Origin of the sequence: Bacillus cereus (genome assembly GCF_002567495.1) — a bacterium.
GTDB lineage: Bacteria > Bacillota > Bacilli > Bacillales > Bacillaceae_G > Bacillus_A > Bacillus_A cereus_AQ.
Genome location: NZ_NVAP01000070.1, coordinates 1 through 21,696 on the forward strand (window position 1 = coordinate 1; position 21,696 = coordinate 21,696).

Consider the following 21,696-nt stretch of genomic DNA (forward strand, 5'->3'; position numbering starts at 1 on the left):
CTATTCGGGTTCACTTCAAATAGACGGGTTTTTTTACATATAAAGAAAAGACAACTTTTAAGGTGTCTTCCTTCGGTTTAAAACATTTTACTAGGTTAAGTTTTTGTGATAATAAACTCTTTTAATCGGAATGAACCGACGTAGTGCATTACTTTATTTTTAAGCATCATTCTCAACAAATGTGAATATTTTCATTATCTTTTTAACTACAAAGGGTAGTAATTTAGAAGCTAAAAATGCAAGTACGAAAGCAATTCCCCATGTTTTCATCCATGATTTGAGAAATAAAGCTGTATATCCAACATTCATTGAAACCATGACGAAAGAGATAATACTAGATATACCTAAAATCATAAAGATATTAAAAATTAATGGTTCAAATTTTTTATTGATTTTCAAAATTAACACCTATTTTCTATATATGCTTTGCTGCCCGATTTCACCAACATCTAATCTTACAGTTTGAAATCTAGGTTGTCCAGTTTGTTTTACTTTGCTGCGATAGCAATTATTGGGATGTTTACTAGATTGTCTGGAATAGGATTTCATGATTGGTATCAAGTTAAGTTTTTAAGGCCGCACCTAAACGAAATTTATAGCATCGAAGTTCATTTTGGAGGGCGAATGTAATACTACATTTTTAAAGTATTAGTTACACTTGAACTGCACATTTCGTGGTTTTTTTATGAAGAAAAGACACTTATATAAAAGTGTCTTTTCTGATAGTTTTTTAGCAGAAGCAAGCAGCTCCAACGATGATTAATAAAATAAACAATACAACTAATAAAGCAAATCCACCAGCGAAGCCACAGCCGCCACAACTACCACCAAAGCCCATAACAGTTCCTCCTTTTAATAGGAAGGGAAAACCAAGGGATCACTCATGTGTTTTAACGGATTCCATTTACTTTATGCTTTTACGAATGAATGGAGCAAGTCCTTTTCAAAATAGATTTATTTATTCTTAGTAGGAGTTCAAAGGAAAAATAGGAGAATTTATATTATCCTATTTTGCCGGGCAGCCCGATTGGTGAGAGCTGATTAAAGTTTCACTTTATTCTTTAAGAGCGAATAAATGAAAAATGAAATATCTAAAAATATAGATAGAAATCCGCTTTTATACCTTTTACTAAAATAATAATAGCATTATATATTATAAGGAATGCTTGTCCTTAATTGTAAATGAAAGGGGGAATTGATATGAGTTATGGCTTTGGTCATCCTACTCTTTTTTTATTATTAACTACATTAGAATTTTAAAAGAAATCCTTCATCATTTTCGCATCTTTAATATTCACTATCACACCTTCTACCTTATCTTTCTTCTCATCTTTAGCAATCGTAATTTGTTCCTTATTATCAACCCATAATAGAAACTCTTCCTTTGATTCATCCTTATATGTAACGGTTATAGTAGAATGGGCGGATTGTCTCTTTTTTTGATCTAAAGTGATTGTTTTTGGTGTTCCATTTTGAACTGCCGAAACGATAGATTTTATCATTTCTTCATTGTCTGTTTGAGATTTGGAAGTAGTATTATTTGTTGTTCTGAGTAATTCAATGTCTGTAATATTTGCGGAATTTAATTGAAATGTATTTTGTATATGTTCTGGCTTAGTTTGTGAAGCCTTATCCATAGCCGAGGTGTTTGTACAACCAATTAAAGTGAAAGATAGAACACTTAGAGCACATATATAAGTGAGTTTTTTCATATTATCCCTCCTTATAATTAATTATAACAATTTTCTGTTAATTTAGGTAGCTATTGTAAAGAGAAGAGAAAATAATAGTTCACTCTTACAAAATTGTCACATTCATGTAAGGTAATTCAATAGATTAGATACTTTTTCCATGTCATAATAAAGTCATAAGAAAGCTTATCAAAACTAAAACTTATTAGGAGAGTGTCAGTCATGATTGTAACAACAACTTCTGGAATTCAAGGTAAAGAGATTATTGAGTATATTGATATTGTAAATGGTGAAGCTATTATGGGTGCAAACATTGTCCGTGATTTATTCGCTTCAGTTCGTGATGTTGTCGGTGGCCGTGCTGGTGCTTATGAAAGTAAGCTAAAAGAAGCTCGTGATATTGCGATGGACGAAATGAAAGAACTTGCAAAACAAAAAGGTGCGAACACTATCGTTGGTATTGACGTAGATTACGAAGTTGTTCGTGATGGAATGTTAATGGTTGCTGTAAGTGGTACAGCTGTACGTATATAAGTAAATAAAAAACAGGCTCACCCCTTGAAGTTTATGCTTTGAGGGGAGTTTTTTATTTTTCTTTTGTTCATGGCTAAAGTTAAAATGAAGAAGAGTTGATGGAGTTTTATAAGTGTAGAAAATAAGATAAGGGCAGATGTACTAGATGGCTCAAAAGAGTTATAGTACATAAAAGTTCTAATGCATGGGGGGCAGTTACATTATGTTTTGGTTAGGGTGCTTTTTAGGATATGTTTTAGGTTCCGTTATTACATGTGCTTTACTTTACTTTGGATATAGATCCTATGAAAACAAAAAGCGGATATGCGAAAGAGGGAGGAGAGAAAAATCAATTAAAAAGGTGTATAGTAGGCGAAAGGTAGGCTGATAACGTTGATGCAAAAATAAAGGACAGTACATATTTTATACGACTAATATATACTGTCTCGCCTATTCCTTTTAGATTATGAAAAATTATTTCCTGTCTTACTATAAATTTCATAAGCAAAAAATCCAAATAAATAGCCTATTCCGGCTCCTAAACTAACTGAAAGCAGTAAAGAATCTGGGGAAAATATGCCGATAATTATACCGATCAAACACCCTAAAAGCATTCCCATTGGTATGAAACTATCTAATAAAACTTGAGCGTTTTTTGATTTTTTCTTACCTAAGTTACCGTTGTTATATTTATGTTTAAGCCTTCCAATCACGTATACTACAATTCCTCCGACTATTACAACAGGCGCAATTACCGTGAGTAACCACATGTTAGAATCTCCTTTCACCTTTTAATAGAATTGTACCAGATACTTACAATTTGTTGTTCCTAAACGTACTACCTAGTCTATTTAAAAGGTCAATCAAAAAGACTTCCATTGTATTTAATAACTCGTCAAAAACACTTTCCCTTTCGCTTTCTCAGCAGACTGCACAACATCAACCGCAGATTCTACATCCGCTAAGTCATACGTAGAATGTACCTTCATAAAACGTAATTGTTTATTTTCTACTAAACGAATTAAGTGACGAAACGTCTCCTGCCATTTATAAGGTGACACGTCTTTATTCCAATGTCGTAAATGGAATATGTTCGCGTGCACTTTTGCTTTCGTGACAATCTCTGCCCAGTTTACTTGTACGCCTGATAGAAGACCAATCGTTAAAAAGTGCCCGTTTGGACGTAAGGAGAAAGCTAATTCATTTCCATCGGATCCTCCGATAGAATCAATCGCAGCATCTGCACCTCTTCCGTTTGTTAATTCCATAACTGTTTCATGAAGTGGGGTAGTGGAAGTATCTATTACATAGTCAGCACCGAGGCGTAGTAATTCCTCTGTATGTTTATTATTTCTTGTAACTGCAATTAATCGAAAGTTTAAAATTTGTGATAACTGCGCAAATAGATGCCCAATAGCTGATCCACAAGCATTCACTAATAAAACGTCATTACGTTTTAAGTTTAGCGTTTCTGTACACGTAACCCACGCCGTAAGAGGATTAATATACATTTGTGCCGCTGTGAAGTCATCAATGGAATCAGGAATAGGTACTACAAAGTCAGTTGACGTCTTCACATATTCTTGCCAAGTACCTTCCCCTCGTAACGGTAACACACGTTTACCGATAAGGTCTCTAGAAACAAAAGCTCCTACATCTGCTACAATACCAACACCTTCATAACCAGGTATGTTAGGTAATGGAATTCTATGTGCATACGCTCCGGTTATTGGAATTAAGTCAGATGGATTAATCGGTCTAACTAGCATGCGAACGAAAACTTCATTATCTTTAAGTGGTTCTATATTTTTATATTCAACCTGTAATACATCTTTCGGATTACCAAACTCATGAAATTGAATGCATGTTCCAAGCAAAGTAATTGTTCCCCCTTAGTTTGATTGGGTTAATTATAGCATTTTTGGTTTGGGTGATTATTTTGTTAGTGATAAATAGAGTTTTTAATTTACGTATTTATCAGAATTTTATAAAATGTGTATATAACTATAAAATGGGGGGATTTCTTCATGTGTACTAGTTTGACGTTGGAAACCAAAAATCACCAGCACCTTTTTGCGAGAACAATGGATTTCACATTAGATATGAATCAGGAAGTAATAATTATTCCTCGGCGTTATCAGTGGAACAATATAACTGGTGAAACGATCCGAGCGAAAAAGGCTGTTGTCGGAATGGGAATTAATCATGAAGGAAGGGTCATTATGGCGGACGGAGTTAATGAAGCTGGTATGACATGTGCAACTCTCTATTTCCCAGGATTCGCTACTTATAGTAACAGTATAGATGACAATAAAACGAATTTAGCACCATTTGATTTTGTGCTTTGGAGCCTCACACAGTTCAATTCTGTTGAAGAGTTGAAAAAATCTGTTGATAACATTTCCCTTATAGATGTACCATTACCAGTTTTAGGAGTTACTCCACCGCTACATTGGATTTTAGCAGATAAATGGGGAGAGTGCATTGTACTTGAGCCGACAACTGAGGGACTAAAAATGTATGACAATCCACTAGGAGTGATGACTAATAGCCCGGAATTTAATTGGCATTTACAAAATTTAAGACAATATATTGGACTTAAATCACAGCCATTTGCGCCAACCGAGTGGGGAAATGTACCATTAAGTGCTTTTGGCCAAGGTTCCGGATCGATGGGACTTCCTGGAGATTTCACCCCGCCATCAAGATTTGTGCGGGCAGCATATGGAAAACAAAATATTCAAGGTATAGATAACGAAGAAGAGGGTATATCGGCCATTTTTCATATCTTATCAAATTGTGAGGTTCCTAAAGGGGGAGTAATAACAGAAGATGGTACATTAGATAATACCATCTATACGAGTGCAATGTGTATGGAATCTGGAACATATTATTACCATACCTACGATTGTAGACAAATTATAGCCATTCATTTATTCCATGAAAATTTAGATGCAGCTGAGATTAAAACTTATCCGTTCCAGCGGAAACAAAAAATATTTTATGAAAACTGAAGCGCTCACTGAAAAAGCGAGACTGATAAAAACACCTCCATTTAATTTGCATACTTAGTATGCGAATTAAGGAGGTGTTTTTTATCATGTACCAATATTCAGGTTTACTTCTTGCTATTCTATTAAGCCGAAGCCTTCTTCATTCTCTCAAGTAAACTAGATAAAATATGCGTACGATAAGATTCTAGTTTTTTACCTTCATAAGTACGAATACCTAATTTTTTAAGTTCTTTTACATACCAACCTTTGCTTCCGAAATACATGTGATCGCTCCCCTTCAACTTTGTTTTTATTTGTTCTGATTGTACTTGGAGGTACAGGAATTATAATGAAGGAAATGAATTTCGCGCGAAAATGGTTAACTTTGTTGCAAAAGACATATATACTAAAGGTAGTATATAACGAGGTGGGCAAGACGTGATTATAGAGAAGCACGAAATTCAAATTGACCAAATTACGAGCGGTAAAGTGAATATCTTTACTTTCTATAGAAATAGAAAGCAAATTGATGATCATTTTTTACGTTTGCAAGAACCATCGCTTACAGCAAACTACTTCTTTCATTTTCATTTTGATGCAGAGAGTTTGCATCTTTTGCAGAAAGAGTTTCCAAGCGTATATCCGTACGCTGGTAGTGAAACGATTCACGACTGGACGGAAAAGATGAAAGCAGAATTGCAACATCAGATCCAAACAGGAAAATGGAATAAGCGCGTACGTATCGGTAATCGCATTCTAGATGTGGCGTTTACGTGGTGTGACGAAGATATAGTAGAGTGAAAAAGAAGCGGATGACGCTTCTTTTTTTAGCGCTGGAATAAAACGAGCTTACCTGCAGAAGACGTACAGCGATGTGTTTTTTCATGCAATCCTTTTTCTTGTAAAATAGATTCACCTTTTGCTTTCGCTTCTTTTTCAGTTGCCGCCTCGAATGATTCATCTAATGCTTTTGAACCATCTTTTTCAAAGACTGTTAGAACGTATACTCCCATGAAAATTCCCTCCAATAATTAAAAATCAGAATCTTATAACTATTTTGGCATAAATCACTAGAATATGCAAAGAAATATATGACATTGCGTGGTAAAATAGAATGAAACTTTAATCATCGAGAATATTTTTATTCTTGATGATTATTAGTTTTCCGCAAGTTTAATGCTGATAAGATGAAACTTTTGAAACATAGAAAGGATCGTTATTTGTGAAACAAGTGAAGTTTATACATGTGGCTGATTTGCATTTGGATAGTCCGTTTAAAGGGATGGAAATGAATGTAGCGCAGTCTGTTTGGGAGAGAATGAAGCAAAGTACGTTTGAATCATTTGAGCGTATTGTTGATAAAGCGATTCAAGAGCGCGTTGATTTCGTATTACTAGCTGGGGATTTGTATGATGCGGAGACGAGAAGTTTGAGGGCGCAAGTGTTTGTGCGTGAGCAAATGAAGAGACTTTCGCAGTACGATATTCCCGTTTTTATTATTCATGGTAACCATGATCATTTAGGAGGAAGCTGGGCAGCGATTGAGTTTCCGGAAAATGTGCATGTATTTACAGAGCCTTATGTAGAAGAGAAATCATTTTATAAAAATGGTGAGTTGTTAGCTTCTATTTACGGGTTTAGTTATTTGCAGCAAGCGGTAACGGATAATATGACAGCACAGTATACGAAAATGAGTGATGCGCCTTTTCATATTGGTATGCTTCACGGAAGTGTGGAAGGAGATGCAGAGCATAATCGCTATGCACCATTTCAAATTCGTGAGTTGAAAGAAAAACAGTTTGACTATTGGGCTCTTGGCCATATACATAAACGTGAAATTTTATCAGAAGAGCCGTATATTATTTATCCCGGTAATATACAAGGTCGTCATCGTAAGGAAACAGGTGAGAAGGGTGCGTACCTTATTGAACTTACGAAACAAGGAACGCAGTGCTCATTTTTCCATACGGCAGATGTTGTATGGGATGAGATAGAAGTAAATATTGATGGACTTGAAACTGTCGATGATCTTATGACGGTAGCGTCAACTATGATGGATGAATGCAGAAGAGAAGAGGAAGGGACGCTTTTAACTGTCGTATTTACAGGGCAGGGCCCACTTTCTCCTTATTTGCGTGATGAGAAACGAGTGGAAGAGATTTTTCATATTTTAGCATCTGGCGAAGAGCGAAAAGATTTCGTATATGCGATGAAGTGGAAAAATGAGACGGTTTCTTTTGCGGAAATCGAACGTTTGAAAGCGGAAAATCATTTCGTCGGTAGTGTGTTGCAAGAATTAGAAGCTTTCACAAATATGGACGGGGTATTGCGCACGATTTGGACGTCTCCTGTAGCGCGTAATAGTATTGAATCTTTTACAGAAGAAGAGAAGAAAGAGATTCAAAAGGAAGCAGAAAATATTATTTTAGAGCAATTATTCCAGCAAGAGAGGGATAAAAAATGAGAATTGAAAAACTCCATATTTATGGGTACGGAAAATTAGAAAATGTGGAAATGGATCTTTCGTTGCTGACGGTGTTATACGGTGAAAATGAAGCGGGGAAATCGACAATTCGCTCATTTATGAAAAGTATTTTATTCGGTTTTCCAACGAGAGGACAGCGCCGTTATGAGCCGAAAGAAGGCGGCAAGTATGGCGGTGCGCTGACTGTACAAACAGAGAAGTATGGCCATTTGAAAATTGAACGATTGCCAAAGACGGCAGCTGGCGAGGTGACCGTTTATTTTGAAGACGGGAAAACGGGCGGCGAAGAGATTTTACACGATATATTAAGCGGGATGAATGAAAGTTTATTTGAATCTGTCTTTTCATTTGATATGCATGGTCTTCAAAATATTCATCAGCTCGGCGAAGCGGACATCGGAAATTATTTATTTTCAGCAAGCGCAGTCGGAAGTGATGCATTATTACAGCTAGATAAAAAGCTAGAAAAAGAAATGGATCAGCGCTTTAAGCCGAGCGGGCGTAAACCAGAAATTAACGTGTCACTGCAAGAAATGAAGAAGCTTGAAGAGAAGATGAAAGAATGGCAAGAGAAAATTGGCACGTATGAAAAACAAGTCGAGCAGTTAAAAGAAAGTGAAGAGAAGCTAGCTACTGTTCGCGTGGAAAAAGAGAGTGCAGAAAAACGAAAGCAAGATTATGAAATATTAGCAGCGCTTGAACCACTCGTTATTGAAAAGCGTGCGTACGAGAAAGTGTTAGAAAATGAGAGCGGGCAATTTCCTGTAAACGGGATGGCGCGCTATGAAGCGATTAAGGCGAAGATGGAGCCGCTTCAATTACAAGTTGATTCACTCCATAAGAAAATAGAGAATGTGCAATTGGAAATGGAATCGATTCAAATAGATGAAGCGTTTTTACAAAAAGAAAGTCACGTAGAAGAACTCCGTATGCAGCACATGTCTTATGAAAATGCGCGCCAAGAAATGCGTGATATGACGGGAAGTATTGCGAATATAAAAGAAGAAATCGCAGAACTAGAGCAACAAATCGGTGCTACTTTTGAAAAAGAAACGGTTCTTTCGTTTGATATGAGTTTAGCAACGAAGGAATTAATTACGCAAACCGTGCAAAAAGCGCGTGAATTAGAAACGCAAAAAGCACAGCTCGATGATCGTTTTAAAGTAGCGCAAGAGCAATTAGAAGAACAAGAAGAAAATATAAGACAGATCCAGAAACAAATGTTAGCTGATGAAGAGCGAAATACGTTAGCTGAGAAAGAAAAATCGTTCCAAGATGCGGCGTTTATCGGTATGGGCGCAGAGAGAATGAAGCGTAAGTATGAGGAAAAAGCAGGAGTAGCTATGCAAAAGAAAAAACAGTGGCAAAGAGTTTGTCTTCTGTTACTTCTTATTAACACAGGCGTTTTATTCACAAGCTTATTTATAGATAACCGAGCGCTCTTATTTATTAGTGTCATTGTTTTTGTAGGGATTGTTCTTGCCCTTGTTTTATATAAAGATCCGTCGAGTGGATTACAAGAAGAACTTCTTACTCTTCAGCAAAGTGCTGGCGGAAGGCAAAGTGAAGAAGCGATGACAGTTCGTTATCAATTAGAAAAAGATGAAGAGATTCGTAAGCTATTTGAGCGTGAGTCATATAAGTTACAACAAATGGAGCGAGCGTATGATAAAGTCGTTTCATCGTATGAGGAATGGGAACGAGAAACGTTCCGCATTAGCGAACAAGTAGATGTGTATAAAATGCGCTATACGTTCCCTGAGTTTTATACGTATGCGCACATATTGCCAGCGTTTGAGCGTATGGAAAAAATGCAGCAATTATATCGGGAGTTAGAGAAACAAGACGCTCGTAAATCTTCATTATATGAAATGATTTCGCATTTTGAACATAAACTAGAAACTGTTATCGGTAGTGCGGAGTATAGTAAGCTGCACGAGGCGCAAATCCGTATGCAAAATGAGAAAGAAAAGCGCCAAACTTGTAAGCAGCTGAAAGAGAAGCTTGCTGAATGGCAAGAAGAGTATGAGTTCATGCAAGAGCAATTGAAACAACTGTTAGTAGAACGAGATAGTTTATGGTATATCGCACATTCTACAGATGAAGAGATGTTTTTAGAAGCAGGTAAACTGGCAGAAAAACGTGAAGATGCTGAGAAGCAAGTAGGGCGTTTATTACCGCAAATTGATCTATTAGAACAGCGTTTAACGAGTTTATCATTAGCTGAACATTATGAAGCTGACGGTTATGATGAGAAATTAAAGCGAGAAATGACAGTCGCGCAAAACTGTCTTATGAAAGAGAAAGAACTAACAGAGCGTATTGCGAAGCATCGTATGGAAATTGCGAATTTAGAAGAAGGAAGTACGTACGGTGATTTACTACACGAATGGGAAATGAAAAAAGCGCAAGTGCGTGAACAAGTGAAGAAGTGGGCTGCGTATGCGGCCGCAAAAACGGTGTTAACGAAAACGAAGCAATATTATCATGAAGTGCATCTGCCACGTATTTTACAAAAATCAGAAGAGTACTTTGTGTATTTAACGGGCGGACGCTATAGTAAAATCTTTTCACCGTCAGAGTCAGAGCCGTTCATAGTTGAGCGTAACGACGGTATGCGTTTTTACAGTCATGAACTAAGCCAAGCGACAGCGGAGCAGTTATATTTATCGCTGAGATTTGCACTTGCGAAAACATTTGAACACGATTATCCATTTATTATTGATGATAGTTTCGTGCACTTTGATGCGGTAAGGACGAATCGAACGATTGAACTAATAAAGGAAATTGCAAAGGATAGACAAGTCATATTCTTTACATGTCATGCGCATTTACTTGCGTATTTTACAGAAAAACAGATTATAAAATTAACACATATGCGTAAAGAAAATGAGTTGTAGTGTGCTATACTAAAAGTAACTGATTTGGTGGAGGAATTCGAATGAAAAAGAAAATTGCAGAGTATGAAGTTGGTGAACAAGTCGATGTTTTCTTGTTAATTAAAACAGCGACAAAAGGTCTAGCAAGTAATGGAAAGCCATTTTTAACAGTAATCTTACAAGATCCAAGTGGAGATATTGAAGCGAAGCTATGGGACGTATCACCAGAAGTTGAGAAACAATATGTAGCAGAAACAATCGTTAAAGTAGCTGGGGATATTTTAAACTACAAAGGCCGTATTCAATTACGTGTGAAACAAATCCGTGTTGCGAATGAAAATGAAGTAACAGACATCTCAGATTTCGTAGAAAAAGCACCAGTGAAAAAAGAAGATATGGTTGAGAAAATTACGCAATACATATTTGAAATGAGAAACCCGAACATACAGCGTCTAACAAGACATTTATTAAATAAGCATCAAAATGAATTTTTAGAATATCCAGCAGCGACAAAGAATCATCATGAGTTCGTATCTGGACTAGCTTATCACGTCGTATCGATGCTTGATTTAGCGAAAGCTATTTCAAATCTATACCCATCATTAGATAAAGACTTACTATATGCAGGCGTTATTTTACATGACCTTGGTAAAGTAATTGAACTATCTGGCCCAATTTCTACAACGTATACGTTAGAAGGAAACTTACTAGGCCACATTTCTATTATGGTGAACGAAATTGGTAAAGCAGCAGATGAGCTGAACATCGATGCAGAAGAAGTATTAATTCTTCAACACATCGTCCTTTCTCACCATGGAAAAGCAGAATGGGGTAGCCCAAAACCACCATTAGTAAAAGAAGCAGAAATTCTGCACTACATCGATAACTTAGATGCAAAAATGAACATGATGGACCGCGCATTAGGACGCACAAAACCAGGTGAATACACTGAGCGTGTCTTTGCACTTGATAATCGTTCGTTCTATAAACCGACGTTCCATAATTAATAGTGTGAATCGAATGGCCTCATTAAGTGGTAATAACTTAGTGAGGCTGTTTTTTTATAAAAATTAAATGAAATAACATATAGAAACTAACTATTATCTAGCCGGAAATGGTACTTAACTAAAAAAATATCTCAAATTCGAGATTTTTTACTTGCTTTTTAATCACTTGAGATGTAAAGTGATAGTAACGAAAGGGAATGAGTCATCTGAAAAACATATACTCATTTACTTTCGGTTTACAAAATAAAGTAATTTATGAATGAATTCGATACAGCTTATTGAGTAAAAAACTACGACTAAGCTACAAAATATAATGAGAATAAATTGAAAAGCTAAAAGGCATATTATTTTTTTAATCATCACTTGACTAGTAAAACGAAACGGAGGAATGACCGATGTATGAAATTAAAGGGCATCATCACATTTCAATGGTTACGAAAAATGCAAATGAAAATAATCACTTTTATAAAAATGTGCTTGGTTTACGTCGTGTGAAAATGACGGTAAACCAAGATGATCCGTCAATGTATCACTTATTTTATGGAGATAAAACAGGAAGCCCAGGTACGGAATTATCGTTTTTTGAAATTCCTTTAGTAGGAAGAACATATCGCGGTACGAATGCGATTACTCGAATTGGATTACTTGTTCCTTCAGAGGAAAGTTTGCATTACTGGAAAGCACGATTTGAAGAATTTGGTGTGGAACATAGTGAAATAACAACATATGCAAATCGTCCTGCTTTGCAATTTGAGGATGCTGAAGGTCTTCGCTTAGTACTACTCGTTTCAAACGGAGAAAAAGTGGAGCACTGGGAAACGTGGGAGAAGTCAGAAGTTCCTGCAAAGCATCAAATTCAAGGAATGGGTTCTGTGGAAATGACAGTTCGTAGACTTGATAAAATGGCGAGTACACTTACAGAAATGTTTGGTTATACAGAGGTTAGCCGAAATGATGAAGAAGCAATTTTTCAGTCTATAAAAGGAGAGGCCTTTGGAGAAATCGTTGTGAAATATTTAGATGGTCCTTCTGAAAAGCCGGGCCGAGGTAGCATTCATCATTTAGCAATTCGCGTGAAAAATGATGCAGAGCTTGCCTATTGGGAAGAACAGGTGAAACAAAGAGGCTTCCATTCTTCAGGAATCATTGACCGTTTCTATTTTAAAAGCTTATATTTCCGTGAATCAAACGGAATCCTTTTTGAAATTGCGACAGATGGACCAGGATTTACAGTTGATGGAGATGTGGAACATTTAGGAGAAAAACTTGATTTACCGCCGTTCTTAGAAGAAAAGCGAGCAGAAATTGAAGCGAAATTAGCACCTATTGAAGAGAAATAATAGAAGAGAAAATATACAATTTAAAACCATTGGAGGAATATAAAATGAACCAATTAAAAGGAATACACCACGTTACAGCGATTACAAGTAGTGCAGAAAAAAACTATGAGTTTTTCACTCACGTTTTAGGAATGCGTTTAGTTAAAAAAACAGTAAACCAAGATGATATTCAAACGTACCATTTATTCTTCGCAGATGATAAAGGTAGTGCAGGAACAGATATGACATTCTTTGATTTCCCAGGTGTTCCGAAAGGTGTACACGGTACAAATGAAATTTCAAAAACTTCATTCCGTGTTCCGACTGATGCAGCACTAGCGTATTGGGTGAAACGCTTTGACCGTCTTGAAGTAGAACATACAGGAATTAAAGAACAATTTGGTAAGAAAACTCTATCTTTCGTTGATTTTGATGACCAACAATATCAATTAATTTCAGATGAACTTGATAAAGGTATAGAATCAGGTACACCTTGGCAAAACGGACCAGTTCCATTAGAATATGCAATTACTGGTTTAGGCCCTGTATTCATCCGTATTTCGAACTTTAGTTTCTTCAAAGAAGTGTTAGAAAAAGTTCTATTATTTAAAGAGATTGCTCAAGAAGGAGAATTCTATTTATTTGAAGTGAGTGAAGGTGGAAACGGTGCATCTGTCATTGTAGAACATAATACAGTTCTTCCTGAAGCACAGCAAGGTTTTGGTACAGTTCACCATGCAGCATTCCGCGTAGAAGATCGTGCTGTATTAGAAGAATGGATTGAAAGAATCGGTAGCGTAGGACTTCCTTCATCTGGCTATGTAAACCGTCACTTCTTCGAATCATTATACGCAAGAGTTGCACCACAAATCTTATTTGAATTCGCAACAGATGGCCCAGGATTTATGGGAGATGAGCCATACGAAACACTTGGCGAAAAATTATCTTTACCTCCATTCCTAGAGCCAAAACGCGAAGAAATCGAAAAATTAGTTCGTCCGATTGATACAGTGAGAAGTACGAAGGAATTTATTAAAGAATAAAAATAGAGATAGTAAGTAGGAGAGCAAGTAGTTTTAGCTGATAGCTGGAACTGCTTGCTTTTTTATTTGGTCTATAAAATTTTCTGACAATTATTTCTCAAGTTATTAAAAAGGAAAACTTTGGTATAATTTATTAAAATATTTAATTTTCAGATAATTGTTTTTCAATACATAGAAAAGGAGTGGTAATATACAATTTTGATAATTGTATAAAAATCCTAATTTTGTAATTTTGGAAAAAAGGGGATGTAAGTGTATGGGAGCAGATGTAGTAACACGGGAGCAAATGAAACATTCTTTAGATGATTGGTATCGTGTAATGTTGCAGCAAAATATAGAGAAGGCTACGGAAATGAAGGAAGATATTGAGAGTGAATTTTCTAATGTAAAAGAAGATGGGGATTTATGGCTATATTACTCTTTATTAGATTTTAGATATAAAGTGCTGGCGGATGGCTTACAAATTACTAAAAATAGTTTTGATAAAATTGATGAAATTTATAAAACGTCTGAAAATCGTTTGTCATATTACTATTATTTTTTTAAGGCAATGCATGCAACTCTAATATCAAATTACAATGATGCAAGTAGATGTTATGAGAAGGCCAAAACACTAATAAAATATATTCCGGATGAATTAGAATATGGGGAATTCTGTTATCGTCTTTCTGCATTTTTCTACAATACAAGGCAACCAATGAATACAATAAAATATGTAAATAAAGCTAAAGAAATTTTTTCAAATCAAGCAGGACAAGATATGAATATTGCTTTATCTCAAAATCTTTTAGGACTAACTGCCATACAAATAAAGCAATATGAACAAGCAGAAGAGTGTCTAAATTCAGCGATAGATATTCTACAAAAACAGGATAACGCTATATTGCTTTTAAGGGTACGTCATAATTTAGGATGGCTATACGCAAGTCAAAACCTTTCTGCACTAGCTATTCGACATCTTTCGGAAGTAACAGAGAAATTCTCAGCACATTTCAAAGCGATTTTCTTACAAGCTAGGGAACATTTTAAACTGGGAGAAACAAACATTGCTGAAGAATTAATTGATAGAGGATTAAATATTTGTATGGAGTTAGAGAATGAAGAGTATATACATCATTTTAGTATTTTAAAAGCAGTAAATGGTAATCTTCCTATTAAAGAATTAGAGCAAATTATCCTTAAAGGAATTACTTATTTTGATAAAGAATCTTTATATAGTTACACTCAGGAGTATGTGGAAAAACTTGCAATAAAGTTTCGTAAGGATGCTAATTACATGAAAGCAAGTGATTATTTTTACAAAGCATTACAGGCAAAAGAGAAGAAGATAGAGAGAGGAGCATTAAAATAATGTTTAAAAAAATTGGTATGGCTGTAACTGGTATAGCGTTAGTTGGTATTGTATCTGTCGGTTTAAATAGTTCTTTTGTACAACAAGCGGAGCACGGTGATGTTCCAGCACCAGCAAGACCAGACTATGTTAGCTTTAATAAAGGCGACGGAGGTGCACCAGCAAAACCAGACTATACTAGAGGAGACACAGGCGGAGCACCAGCAGAAAATAGAGGAGACGGCGGAGTAAGCCAACTATAATAACAAAGAAAGGGACTTCAACATGAAGTCCCTTTCTATTTTTAGGCCATGTAGAGAAAAGAATTGACTTACTTTAAATGTGTAACTATAATAGTTACAAAGTAACCATCAGTAATAGAAATAAGTTATATTTTTTGTTTTAATTGTAACTGATTTAGTTACAATTAAAAAGAGGACATAAAACAACCAAAAAATGTAAAAACTTTAAATAGCAACAAGAGAAAGGAGACGGGAATATTGAAACGGGTTAAGTTTTATTTGATTAGCGGTATTGTACTCGTGTTGTTAATTGTTTGTAACTTCGTTGATAAGCCGTTTGCGAAGGTTGGAGAAGTGAAAGATACTGTTATGATGAAGCTGAATACGAAAGAGAGTATGGCACAAATTGATGGGCAGACGATTTATTTTAAGCAAATTGGCGTGGGAAAACCTCCTTTACTTATGCTTCACGGGTTCGGTGGTTCTTCTGATGGATTTAGTGATATTTATCCGGAACTAGCGCGAGATCATACGATTATTGCGGTTGATATTTTAGGATTTGGGCGTTCCTCTAAGCCTGTTGATTTTCAGTATTCGTTTCCTGCGCAAGTGAATTTATATTATAAGTTAATGAAGAAGCTCGGATACGATCAGTTTGCGGTGCTCGGCCATTCAATGGGCGGAGAGATGTCCCTGAATTTAGCGTATTTATATCCGGACGCAGTGACGCATCTCATTTTGGCAGATTCTACAGGGATAGAGTCTTTCCAGCAAAAAGAAAGTTATGAAGTACCGCCGCTATCGACGGACTTACAAACTGTAACTGAGATTACGAATTATAATAAAAATGAAGTGAAAAATAGTCGTGATGATAAAGAACATTATGATCAGCTTACGAAAATGAGAGAGCGCCGCATTGCGATGGAAGCAGATAAAATTAAGGTGCCGACTTTAATTATATGGGGACGACACGATAAGAGCGTTTCTTGGAAAAATGGTGAACTGTATCATCAGTTATTTGCAAATAGTACGTTTCATATTATTGAAAAAGGATACCACGCGCCGTTTCGTCAGGAACCAATTGAGTTTATGGAATATGTACAAGCATTTTTCGCGAAGCATCCACAATGATAAAATTTTAAGCATAAATCCACTTCTTTCCTCATAGAGTGAAACTAATAAGGCTTGTCTAAGGAAAGGAATGAAGTGATTTGGAAACTTTACCATGGTGGGTGTATCTTGTAATCGTCGGGATCGTATTAAGTGGCTACATGGTTTTATATACTTCGAAAAAAGAGCAAGATATGGATAATGAGTTTATTGAAAAAGAAGGCGAAGTTTATATGAAGCGTTTAGAAGAAGAACGCGAGAAACGTAATCAGGATAGTGATAAAGATTCGGTATTGCTTTAATAGAAATTTTGAAAGGCTACCACCTAGTAGAATTTTACATCTGGGTGGTAGCCTTTTTTCTTCTGGGGGAGCAGTATATGTTCATAAAGCTAAGGTTCTATAAGTTTAATTTTACATATATACGAGATTCATCATGAACTTTTATTGATGGTATTTATATGTATTTTTACTCATAAGAATGGAACTAGCGCAGTATGTACTGGGGGGATTAACAATGCATAGGGACGAAACTACATTACATCCTGATACAGGTGTTACGTCTGTAATGTTTGTTGAGCGTTCATTAAATGAAATTCGTTTTTGGTCTAGAATCATGAAGGAGCATTCTTTTTTTCTTCGCTTGGGATTTAGATGCGAGGATACTCAGCTAATTGAAGAGGCTAATCAATTTTATCGATTGTTTGAACATATCGAACAAATAGCGTATTCCTATACAAATGAAACAGATCCTGGGCAAATAAAAAGATTTAATTCAGAAGTACAGCAAGCCGCAACTAATATTTGGGGATTTAAACGAAAAATTTTAGGATTAATTCTCACATGTAAATTGCCAGGACAAAATAACTTTCCACTGTTAGTTGACCATACAAGTAGGGAAGCGGATTATTTTAGAAAACGTTTAATACAATTAAATGAAGGTAAATTAGATGCCCTTCCTGATGCTATTATTAAAGAAAATGTTTTCTTTCTAAGGATTATGGCAGACCATGCTAAATTTATTGGCCATCTCCTTGATCCATCGGAAAGAAAGCTTGTAGATACAGCACGGAATTTTAGCAATGATTTTGATGAATTGATGTATCAAGCAATTGACTTAGAATCTATGAAACCACAATCCCAAACAGTTCCTCTGTTAGATCAATTTTTAGATCAAAATCGTGTGTCGGTTACATCTCTTCGGGATTTTAAGAAAACAGCACGTGATTTAATTGAGCAATGTAAAATAAAGAGTATCATTCATCCATTATTGGCAGACCATGTTTTCCGTGAAGCTGATAGGTTTCTTGAAATCATTGATATGTTTGATGTTCATCTTACAAATATTCAATCACAATCTAGATAGTAGAAGATAAGGAAAGATACTATTTTTCCTTAAGCTGAGAAGTTAACAATTTATTGTTAGCTTCTTTTCTTTGTGATGAAAAGATTTAAAAATGACACTTTTAGTGGATGGAGAGATAAAAGTAAAAATTTCCCTTTCGTCTAGTAAATTTCTCTTTAAAGACTACATAAAGACTACATAAATACCTTTGACCAAATATGTAATTCTTTGTAAAATAGTATATATGGAAAAATTATGAATATACAGTAAGTTTATAGGGGGTAGGTTCTAATAAATTATTTGTGGAAAATTTATTAGTTAAGTACATTAACTTGTTTGCACTAAATTTTACAAATAAAGGGGTATTAGTAATCATGAAAGCAAAGAAATTAGTAAGCTTAGCGTTACCAGTTATGTTATTGAGTGGCTGTATTACAATTGAAACTGATGGCAAGAAAGCTGAACCAAAGAAAGAAGAAACACAAAAGGTAGAGAAAGAGAGTAAGTCAACTGATAGCAAGAAAGAGGATAGCTTATCTGTAGCGAAAGGTGAAGGTACAAATAGTAGTTCATCAAGTAGTCAACAAAGTTCTTCTTCAAATAATTCAACTGCTTCTAGTTCTTCAACTGGTAAGGTAACTGGCTCAGATGTTGAAAGGTACAAGGCAGATATCATAAACAGTGCTACTCAAATTGAAGATACAATGAAATTAATTGAAGGAATAGCAGGTTCAGATGTAAAGTCATACAAACAAAAGAAAAGTGAAGTACAACTGAGTTTAGGTGGAGCAAAGGCAACTGCAACGAAACTGAAGAATCTACAAGCACCTCCTGAGTTACAGGGAGAACAGGCGAAGATAAAGCAATCGATGGAACTGTATGCGGATTGTTTCCAACTTCTCTTTGATGCATTAGACCAAGAAGACGAGAGTAAAATGCATCAATCATTAAGTAAAGCACGAGAAGGTTCAAAACTGTTTGAAGAAGCAGCGAAGAGTATCGGTAGTAAAACCAACTAAGAATAAATTACTTTATGGGGTATGAAAGTGAAGAAACTAATGGCTGCTGTAGTTCCATTGTTAATATCGTGATTTTATTTCAAATTCACACTTCCCTGCCACTTAAGGTGTTTTTTTACTACATATAGAAAAGATACCCTAAGTTCATTGTTTATAGTGAATTTAAATCAATTATGAAGTAGTGATATAGAAATTTTGAAAGGCTACTACTAGGTTGGTAGTCTTTTTTCTTTTGAGGGGAGCAAGTACATGTCCATCAAGTTAAGCTTATATAAGTTTAATTTTGCATATATACGAGATTCATCATGAACTTTTATTGATGGCATATATATATTTACTCATAAGAATGGAACTAGCTTAGTATTTACTGGGGGGATTAAGAATGAATAGGGATGAAACCTCATTACATCCTGATACGGATGTTACGTCTGATATGTTTGTTGAGCGCTCATTAAATGGTGATGCTTCTTTATCAGACGCTGCAAAAGCATGATTCTCACTACTCATTGGTACCTCAGCAAACTGTAACATTCCATAAGTCATACCAGCTGTAAATACTATTACCCTATATCCAATACGTTAGCTATTTGTCCATATGCACTTCTCCTATTCTGATTTGAATGTCATATTTAAATCCCTCCTTTTATAGATATCAATTAGGGTTGTTTCTGATGAAAAAACAATGTGTTGAATAGATAATTAAAAAAGGCATTTCTATTTTTTCCTAGAATGAACAGTAATATATAATCGAATGTCTTTAAATGTAGTGAGGAGGCAGTGAAATTTGAATAGGAAAATTTGGTTTATATTTACCTTTTTAGCTGTTTTAGTAGCTAGTTATGTTGTTGTCCAATATTTTATTATGGATGGCTTTCAAACAGGACTTGTAAAAATGAAGCTTATGTATGTATCTAAAATAAGTAGTTTTTGGTACATTATGTTATTTATACATATTACAACTAGTATAGTAGCATTAGTAATTGGTCCGTTTACATTATCCGCAAAATTTAGAGAAAAGAATATCAACCGCCATCGAATAGTTGGAAGGATCTATATGGTTGGTATATTATTAGGGGGCGTTTCAGGACTGTACTTATCTTTTTACGCTATGGGGGGATTGGTAGCAAAGCTTGGTTTCGGCCTGTTAGCCGTATTTTGGCTAACATCAGCATATCAAGCATTAATTAGAATTAAGAGTAAAAAAATTCAAGACCATAGGAATTGGATGATCAGAAATTATTCCTTAACCTTTGCGGCAGTTACATTAAGAATTTGGCTACCTTTGTTTGTATTGCTATTTGGACTAGAGCAGTTTGAACTTAGTTACGCTGTTATTTCTTGGTTAGCGTGGGTACCAAATTTAATTATCGCAGAGTTATTTATAAGACAAAGACTTAATAAAGGACAATACCAGGAAAATGAGGATTTACATTTTTGATGCAATGTTGAGGACAGAATTCTTCAGTAATTCAATAGATTTTTAAATGCTTTTTCCTATTGAGATTATGCAGTAAGCTATCGTGGCATTAGTGGGAAAAGTAAAATAATAAAAGAAAAGGCACTCATTTAAAAGTGCCTTTTTTATTATTAAAAGTATCCTCCACCAAAGTCACCGCGAGAAGAACCGCCGTAACTCATAATTCCCTCCCTGTTCAAATGTAATAGTTTAAATAGTTGATGATAAAGGTCATAAAGAAAAGACACCTTAAGGTGCCTTTCTCTGACTTAAACCATCTTAATTTTAATAATATGTATTGGACTCCCATCCGAAAAATATTTTATCGTGTTAAGTAATATTATTCATTGAGAAAAAGAAAAGTCCTATATTGGGGGAGCAGCACATGCCCATCAACTTAAGAAAAATAAAGATCCAAAAAAGGAAAAATGAGCCAAACTCTTATGAATAACTGTGAAAAGGTAAAATTTTTGTTAGGTGGTTTCTGAAAATCTTAGCTTGATGGCAATGTGGTTCTACCCCTTATAAATGTTACAAAAATCTTTCAAATAGCTCTAACTTGCACAATGCTTCCCGTTAATATAATACGCTGATTCTGTGAAAACCGTAAATACAACCTCTACTTCTGGAAGTCCAAAATCCATTACATATGTAGTAATGGCCTTGGCAAATCGATCACGAATTTCCTGTCCACGCTCGAACCATTTCACTTCAATAAGAGGAAACGCTTCTATTTCTTCTCCATTGAATACAAACGTAGAACTTGGTAGTTCTAAGGTAAAATTATCCGTACCACACTCACAAATCTCTGCGAGCTCTTCTACTAATGGCTTGCTTATGCGTTTTAATTGTTCAGTAGTAATTCCACGAAACACAACATGCGGCATGTGAATCCCTCCGTTAAATAGCTTTATATTTGCTCACATCATAACACAATTTATTTTGCTGCACTAACATCTATTGGTACATTTCAATGACATTCTTAAGAATGATCATATGTTATTGAAGCAATACATGTATTGTAACTATTTAAAACATTTGAGAGCCTGGTAATTGGATAAATAAAAAAAGGCCTTATTATTCTCCCTGTAAGGAGGCATGAAGGGAGGCCTCTATTAGGAAAGGGATGGTGCGCTTATATATTTTAAAAAGAAAAGACACCCTAAGGTGCCTTCTTCCGACTTGAACTACTTTCATTTTAATAATATGTATTGGATTCCCGCCCCAATATTATTTTCTTTTAAAATTTAGAATAAGAGAAAAGA

At 35.3% G+C, this 21,696-nt stretch carries 23 protein-coding genes; 15 read left to right on the top strand and 8 right to left on the bottom strand.

All coding sequences use genetic code 11. The annotated features are described in order from the left end of the window. Positions 1-159 precede the first annotated feature (159 nt). From COK05_RS28190 to COK05_RS28200, 3 genes are all read right to left on the bottom strand, one after another. Positions 160-399 carry a DUF2798 domain-containing protein gene (locus COK05_RS28190; RefSeq protein WP_000700224.1) on the bottom strand — a complete coding sequence of 80 codons (240 nt, stop codon included), beginning with the start codon at positions 397-399 and terminating at the stop codon, positions 160-162. A gap of 331 nt (positions 400-730) precedes the next feature. Further along, a complete protein-coding gene (locus COK05_RS28195; RefSeq protein WP_000505670.1) occupies positions 731-838 on the bottom strand; it encodes a YjcZ family sporulation protein in 108 nt (35 codons plus the stop codon). A 418-nt stretch (positions 839-1,256) separates the two neighbouring features. Continuing rightward, a complete protein-coding gene (locus COK05_RS28200) occupies positions 1,257-1,712 on the bottom strand; it encodes a hypothetical protein (protein WP_098615163.1) in 456 nt (151 codons plus the stop codon). A 201-nt stretch (positions 1,713-1,913) separates the two neighbouring features. On the opposite strand from COK05_RS28200, the gene COK05_RS28205 reads away from it, so the two are divergent. After that, on the top strand, positions 1,914-2,225 hold the full coding sequence (locus COK05_RS28205) for a YbjQ family protein (RefSeq protein WP_098615164.1): 312 nt from the start codon (positions 1,914-1,916) through the stop codon (positions 2,223-2,225). Positions 2,226-2,668: 443 nt separating this feature from the next. Here COK05_RS28205 and COK05_RS28215 read toward each other — a convergent pair whose 3' ends face one another. Further along, on the bottom strand, positions 2,669-2,974 hold the full coding sequence (locus tag COK05_RS28215; RefSeq protein ID WP_098615165.1) for a hypothetical protein: 306 nt from the start codon (positions 2,972-2,974) through the stop codon (positions 2,669-2,671). Between the two features lie 114 nt (positions 2,975-3,088). Continuing rightward, positions 3,089-4,081 carry a zinc-dependent alcohol dehydrogenase family protein gene (locus COK05_RS28220; protein WP_098615166.1) on the bottom strand — a complete coding sequence of 331 codons (993 nt, stop codon included), beginning with the start codon at positions 4,079-4,081 and terminating at the stop codon, positions 3,089-3,091. A 150-nt stretch (positions 4,082-4,231) separates the two neighbouring features. Between COK05_RS28220 and COK05_RS28225 the strand changes: the two genes are divergently transcribed. Further along, positions 4,232-5,218, top strand: coding sequence for a choloylglycine hydrolase family protein (locus tag COK05_RS28225; protein WP_098615167.1), 987 nt, complete (start codon positions 4,232-4,234; stop codon positions 5,216-5,218). A 122-nt stretch (positions 5,219-5,340) separates the two neighbouring features. On the opposite strand, the gene COK05_RS28230 is transcribed toward COK05_RS28225, so the two are convergent. Then, positions 5,341-5,481, bottom strand: a complete 141-nt coding sequence (locus COK05_RS28230; RefSeq protein ID WP_000273535.1) for a YflJ family protein — start codon at positions 5,479-5,481, stop codon at positions 5,341-5,343. A 154-nt stretch (positions 5,482-5,635) separates the two neighbouring features. Between COK05_RS28230 and COK05_RS28235 the strand changes: the two genes are divergently transcribed. Then, a complete protein-coding gene (locus COK05_RS28235) occupies positions 5,636-5,998 on the top strand; it encodes a hypothetical protein (protein ID WP_098615168.1) in 363 nt (120 codons plus the stop codon). 26 nt (positions 5,999-6,024) lie between these two features. Here the strand turns inward: COK05_RS28235 and COK05_RS28240 are convergent, their stop codons facing one another. Next, entirely contained in the window at positions 6,025-6,210 is a 186-nt protein-coding gene (locus COK05_RS28240) for a YhzD family protein (protein WP_000539550.1), read from the bottom strand. Between the two features lie 209 nt (positions 6,211-6,419). Here COK05_RS28240 and COK05_RS28245 point away from each other — a divergent pair, with 209 nt between their 5' ends. From COK05_RS28245 to COK05_RS28305, 12 genes are all read left to right on the top strand, one after another. After that, positions 6,420-7,661, top strand: coding sequence for a metallophosphoesterase family protein (locus COK05_RS28245; protein WP_098615169.1), 1,242 nt, complete (start codon positions 6,420-6,422; stop codon positions 7,659-7,661). Further along, a complete protein-coding gene (locus COK05_RS28250) occupies positions 7,658-10,582 on the top strand; it encodes an ATP-binding protein (protein ID WP_098615170.1) in 2,925 nt (974 codons plus the stop codon). Before COK05_RS28245 ends, COK05_RS28250 begins: the two co-directional genes overlap by 4 nt. 41 nt (positions 10,583-10,623) lie before the next feature. Further along, complete coding sequence (gene yhaM / locus COK05_RS28255) at positions 10,624-11,568, top strand: 3'-5' exoribonuclease YhaM (protein ID WP_000726650.1); 945 nt, start codon at positions 10,624-10,626, stop codon at positions 11,566-11,568. Positions 11,569-11,963: 395 nt separating this feature from the next. After that, entirely contained in the window at positions 11,964-12,908 is a 945-nt protein-coding gene (locus COK05_RS28260; protein WP_098615171.1) for a ring-cleaving dioxygenase, read from the top strand. A gap of 44 nt (positions 12,909-12,952) precedes the next feature. Beyond that, positions 12,953-13,930, top strand: a complete 978-nt coding sequence (locus COK05_RS28265) for a ring-cleaving dioxygenase (protein WP_098615172.1) — start codon at positions 12,953-12,955, stop codon at positions 13,928-13,930. A 256-nt stretch (positions 13,931-14,186) separates the two neighbouring features. Next, positions 14,187-15,281, top strand: a complete 1,095-nt coding sequence (locus COK05_RS28270; protein WP_098615173.1) for a tetratricopeptide repeat protein — start codon at positions 14,187-14,189, stop codon at positions 15,279-15,281. Beyond that, on the top strand, positions 15,281-15,523 hold the full coding sequence (locus tag COK05_RS28275) for a Phr family secreted Rap phosphatase inhibitor (protein ID WP_098615174.1): 243 nt from the start codon (positions 15,281-15,283) through the stop codon (positions 15,521-15,523). The genes COK05_RS28270 and COK05_RS28275 overlap by 1 nt, the downstream gene beginning before the upstream one ends. Positions 15,524-15,760: 237 nt before the next feature. Next, complete coding sequence (locus COK05_RS28280; protein WP_141539287.1) at positions 15,761-16,633, top strand: alpha/beta fold hydrolase; 873 nt, start codon at positions 15,761-15,763, stop codon at positions 16,631-16,633. Between the two features lie 80 nt (positions 16,634-16,713). After that, positions 16,714-16,914: a sporulation YhaL family protein gene (locus COK05_RS28285; RefSeq protein WP_000449223.1), complete on the top strand. Its 201-nt coding sequence runs from the start codon at positions 16,714-16,716 to the stop codon at positions 16,912-16,914. A 214-nt stretch (positions 16,915-17,128) separates the two neighbouring features. Then, positions 17,129-17,977 carry a DUF2935 domain-containing protein gene (locus COK05_RS28290; RefSeq protein WP_098615176.1) on the top strand — a complete coding sequence of 283 codons (849 nt, stop codon included), beginning with the start codon at positions 17,129-17,131 and terminating at the stop codon, positions 17,975-17,977. A 353-nt stretch (positions 17,978-18,330) separates the two neighbouring features. After that, a complete protein-coding gene (locus COK05_RS28295) occupies positions 18,331-18,975 on the top strand; it encodes a DUF7018 domain-containing (lipo)protein (RefSeq protein ID WP_098615177.1) in 645 nt (214 codons plus the stop codon). A 784-nt stretch (positions 18,976-19,759) separates the two neighbouring features. After that, positions 19,760-20,413 (top strand): DUF2306 domain-containing protein, encoded by a 654-nt coding sequence (locus COK05_RS28305; protein WP_098615178.1) that lies wholly within the window; start codon positions 19,760-19,762, stop codon positions 20,411-20,413. Positions 20,414-20,985: 572 nt separating this feature from the next. Here the strand turns inward: COK05_RS28305 and COK05_RS28310 are convergent. Next, entirely contained in the window at positions 20,986-21,318 is a 333-nt protein-coding gene (locus COK05_RS28310) for a DUF1904 family protein (protein WP_001120967.1), read from the bottom strand. Positions 21,319-21,696 lie beyond the last annotated feature (378 nt).

Excerpts from the sequence above, each read along its gene's own strand:
- COK05_RS28195 (WP_000505670.1), bottom strand. The coding sequence starts at position 838 with ATGGGCTTTGGTGGTAGTTGTGGCGGCTGTGGCTTCGCTGGTGGATTT.
- COK05_RS28200 (WP_098615163.1), bottom strand. The coding sequence starts at position 1,712 with ATGAAAAAACTCACTTATATATGTGCTCTAAGTGTTCTATCTTTCACT.
- COK05_RS28205 (WP_098615164.1), top strand. The coding sequence starts at position 1,914 with ATGATTGTAACAACAACTTCTGGAATTCAAGGTAAAGAGATTATTGAG.
- COK05_RS28215 (WP_098615165.1), bottom strand. The coding sequence starts at position 2,974 with ATGTGGTTACTCACGGTAATTGCGCCTGTTGTAATAGTCGGAGGAATT.
- COK05_RS28225 (WP_098615167.1), top strand. The coding sequence starts at position 4,232 with ATGTGTACTAGTTTGACGTTGGAAACCAAAAATCACCAGCACCTTTTT.
- COK05_RS28230 (WP_000273535.1), bottom strand. The coding sequence starts at position 5,481 with ATGTATTTCGGAAGCAAAGGTTGGTATGTAAAAGAACTTAAAAAATTA.
- COK05_RS28240 (WP_000539550.1), bottom strand. The coding sequence starts at position 6,210 with ATGGGAGTATACGTTCTAACAGTCTTTGAAAAAGATGGTTCAAAAGCA.
- COK05_RS28250 (WP_098615170.1), top strand. The coding sequence starts at position 7,658 with ATGAGAATTGAAAAACTCCATATTTATGGGTACGGAAAATTAGAAAAT.
- yhaM (WP_000726650.1), top strand. The coding sequence starts at position 10,624 with ATGAAAAAGAAAATTGCAGAGTATGAAGTTGGTGAACAAGTCGATGTT.
- COK05_RS28260 (WP_098615171.1), top strand. The coding sequence starts at position 11,964 with ATGTATGAAATTAAAGGGCATCATCACATTTCAATGGTTACGAAAAAT.
- COK05_RS28265 (WP_098615172.1), top strand. The coding sequence starts at position 12,953 with ATGAACCAATTAAAAGGAATACACCACGTTACAGCGATTACAAGTAGT.
- COK05_RS28270 (WP_098615173.1), top strand. The coding sequence starts at position 14,187 with ATGGGAGCAGATGTAGTAACACGGGAGCAAATGAAACATTCTTTAGAT.
- COK05_RS28275 (WP_098615174.1), top strand. The coding sequence starts at position 15,281 with ATGTTTAAAAAAATTGGTATGGCTGTAACTGGTATAGCGTTAGTTGGT.
- COK05_RS28290 (WP_098615176.1), top strand. The coding sequence starts at position 17,129 with ATGCATAGGGACGAAACTACATTACATCCTGATACAGGTGTTACGTCT.
- COK05_RS28295 (WP_098615177.1), top strand. The coding sequence starts at position 18,331 with ATGAAAGCAAAGAAATTAGTAAGCTTAGCGTTACCAGTTATGTTATTG.
- COK05_RS28310 (WP_001120967.1), bottom strand. The coding sequence starts at position 21,318 with ATGCCGCATGTTGTGTTTCGTGGAATTACTACTGAACAATTAAAACGC.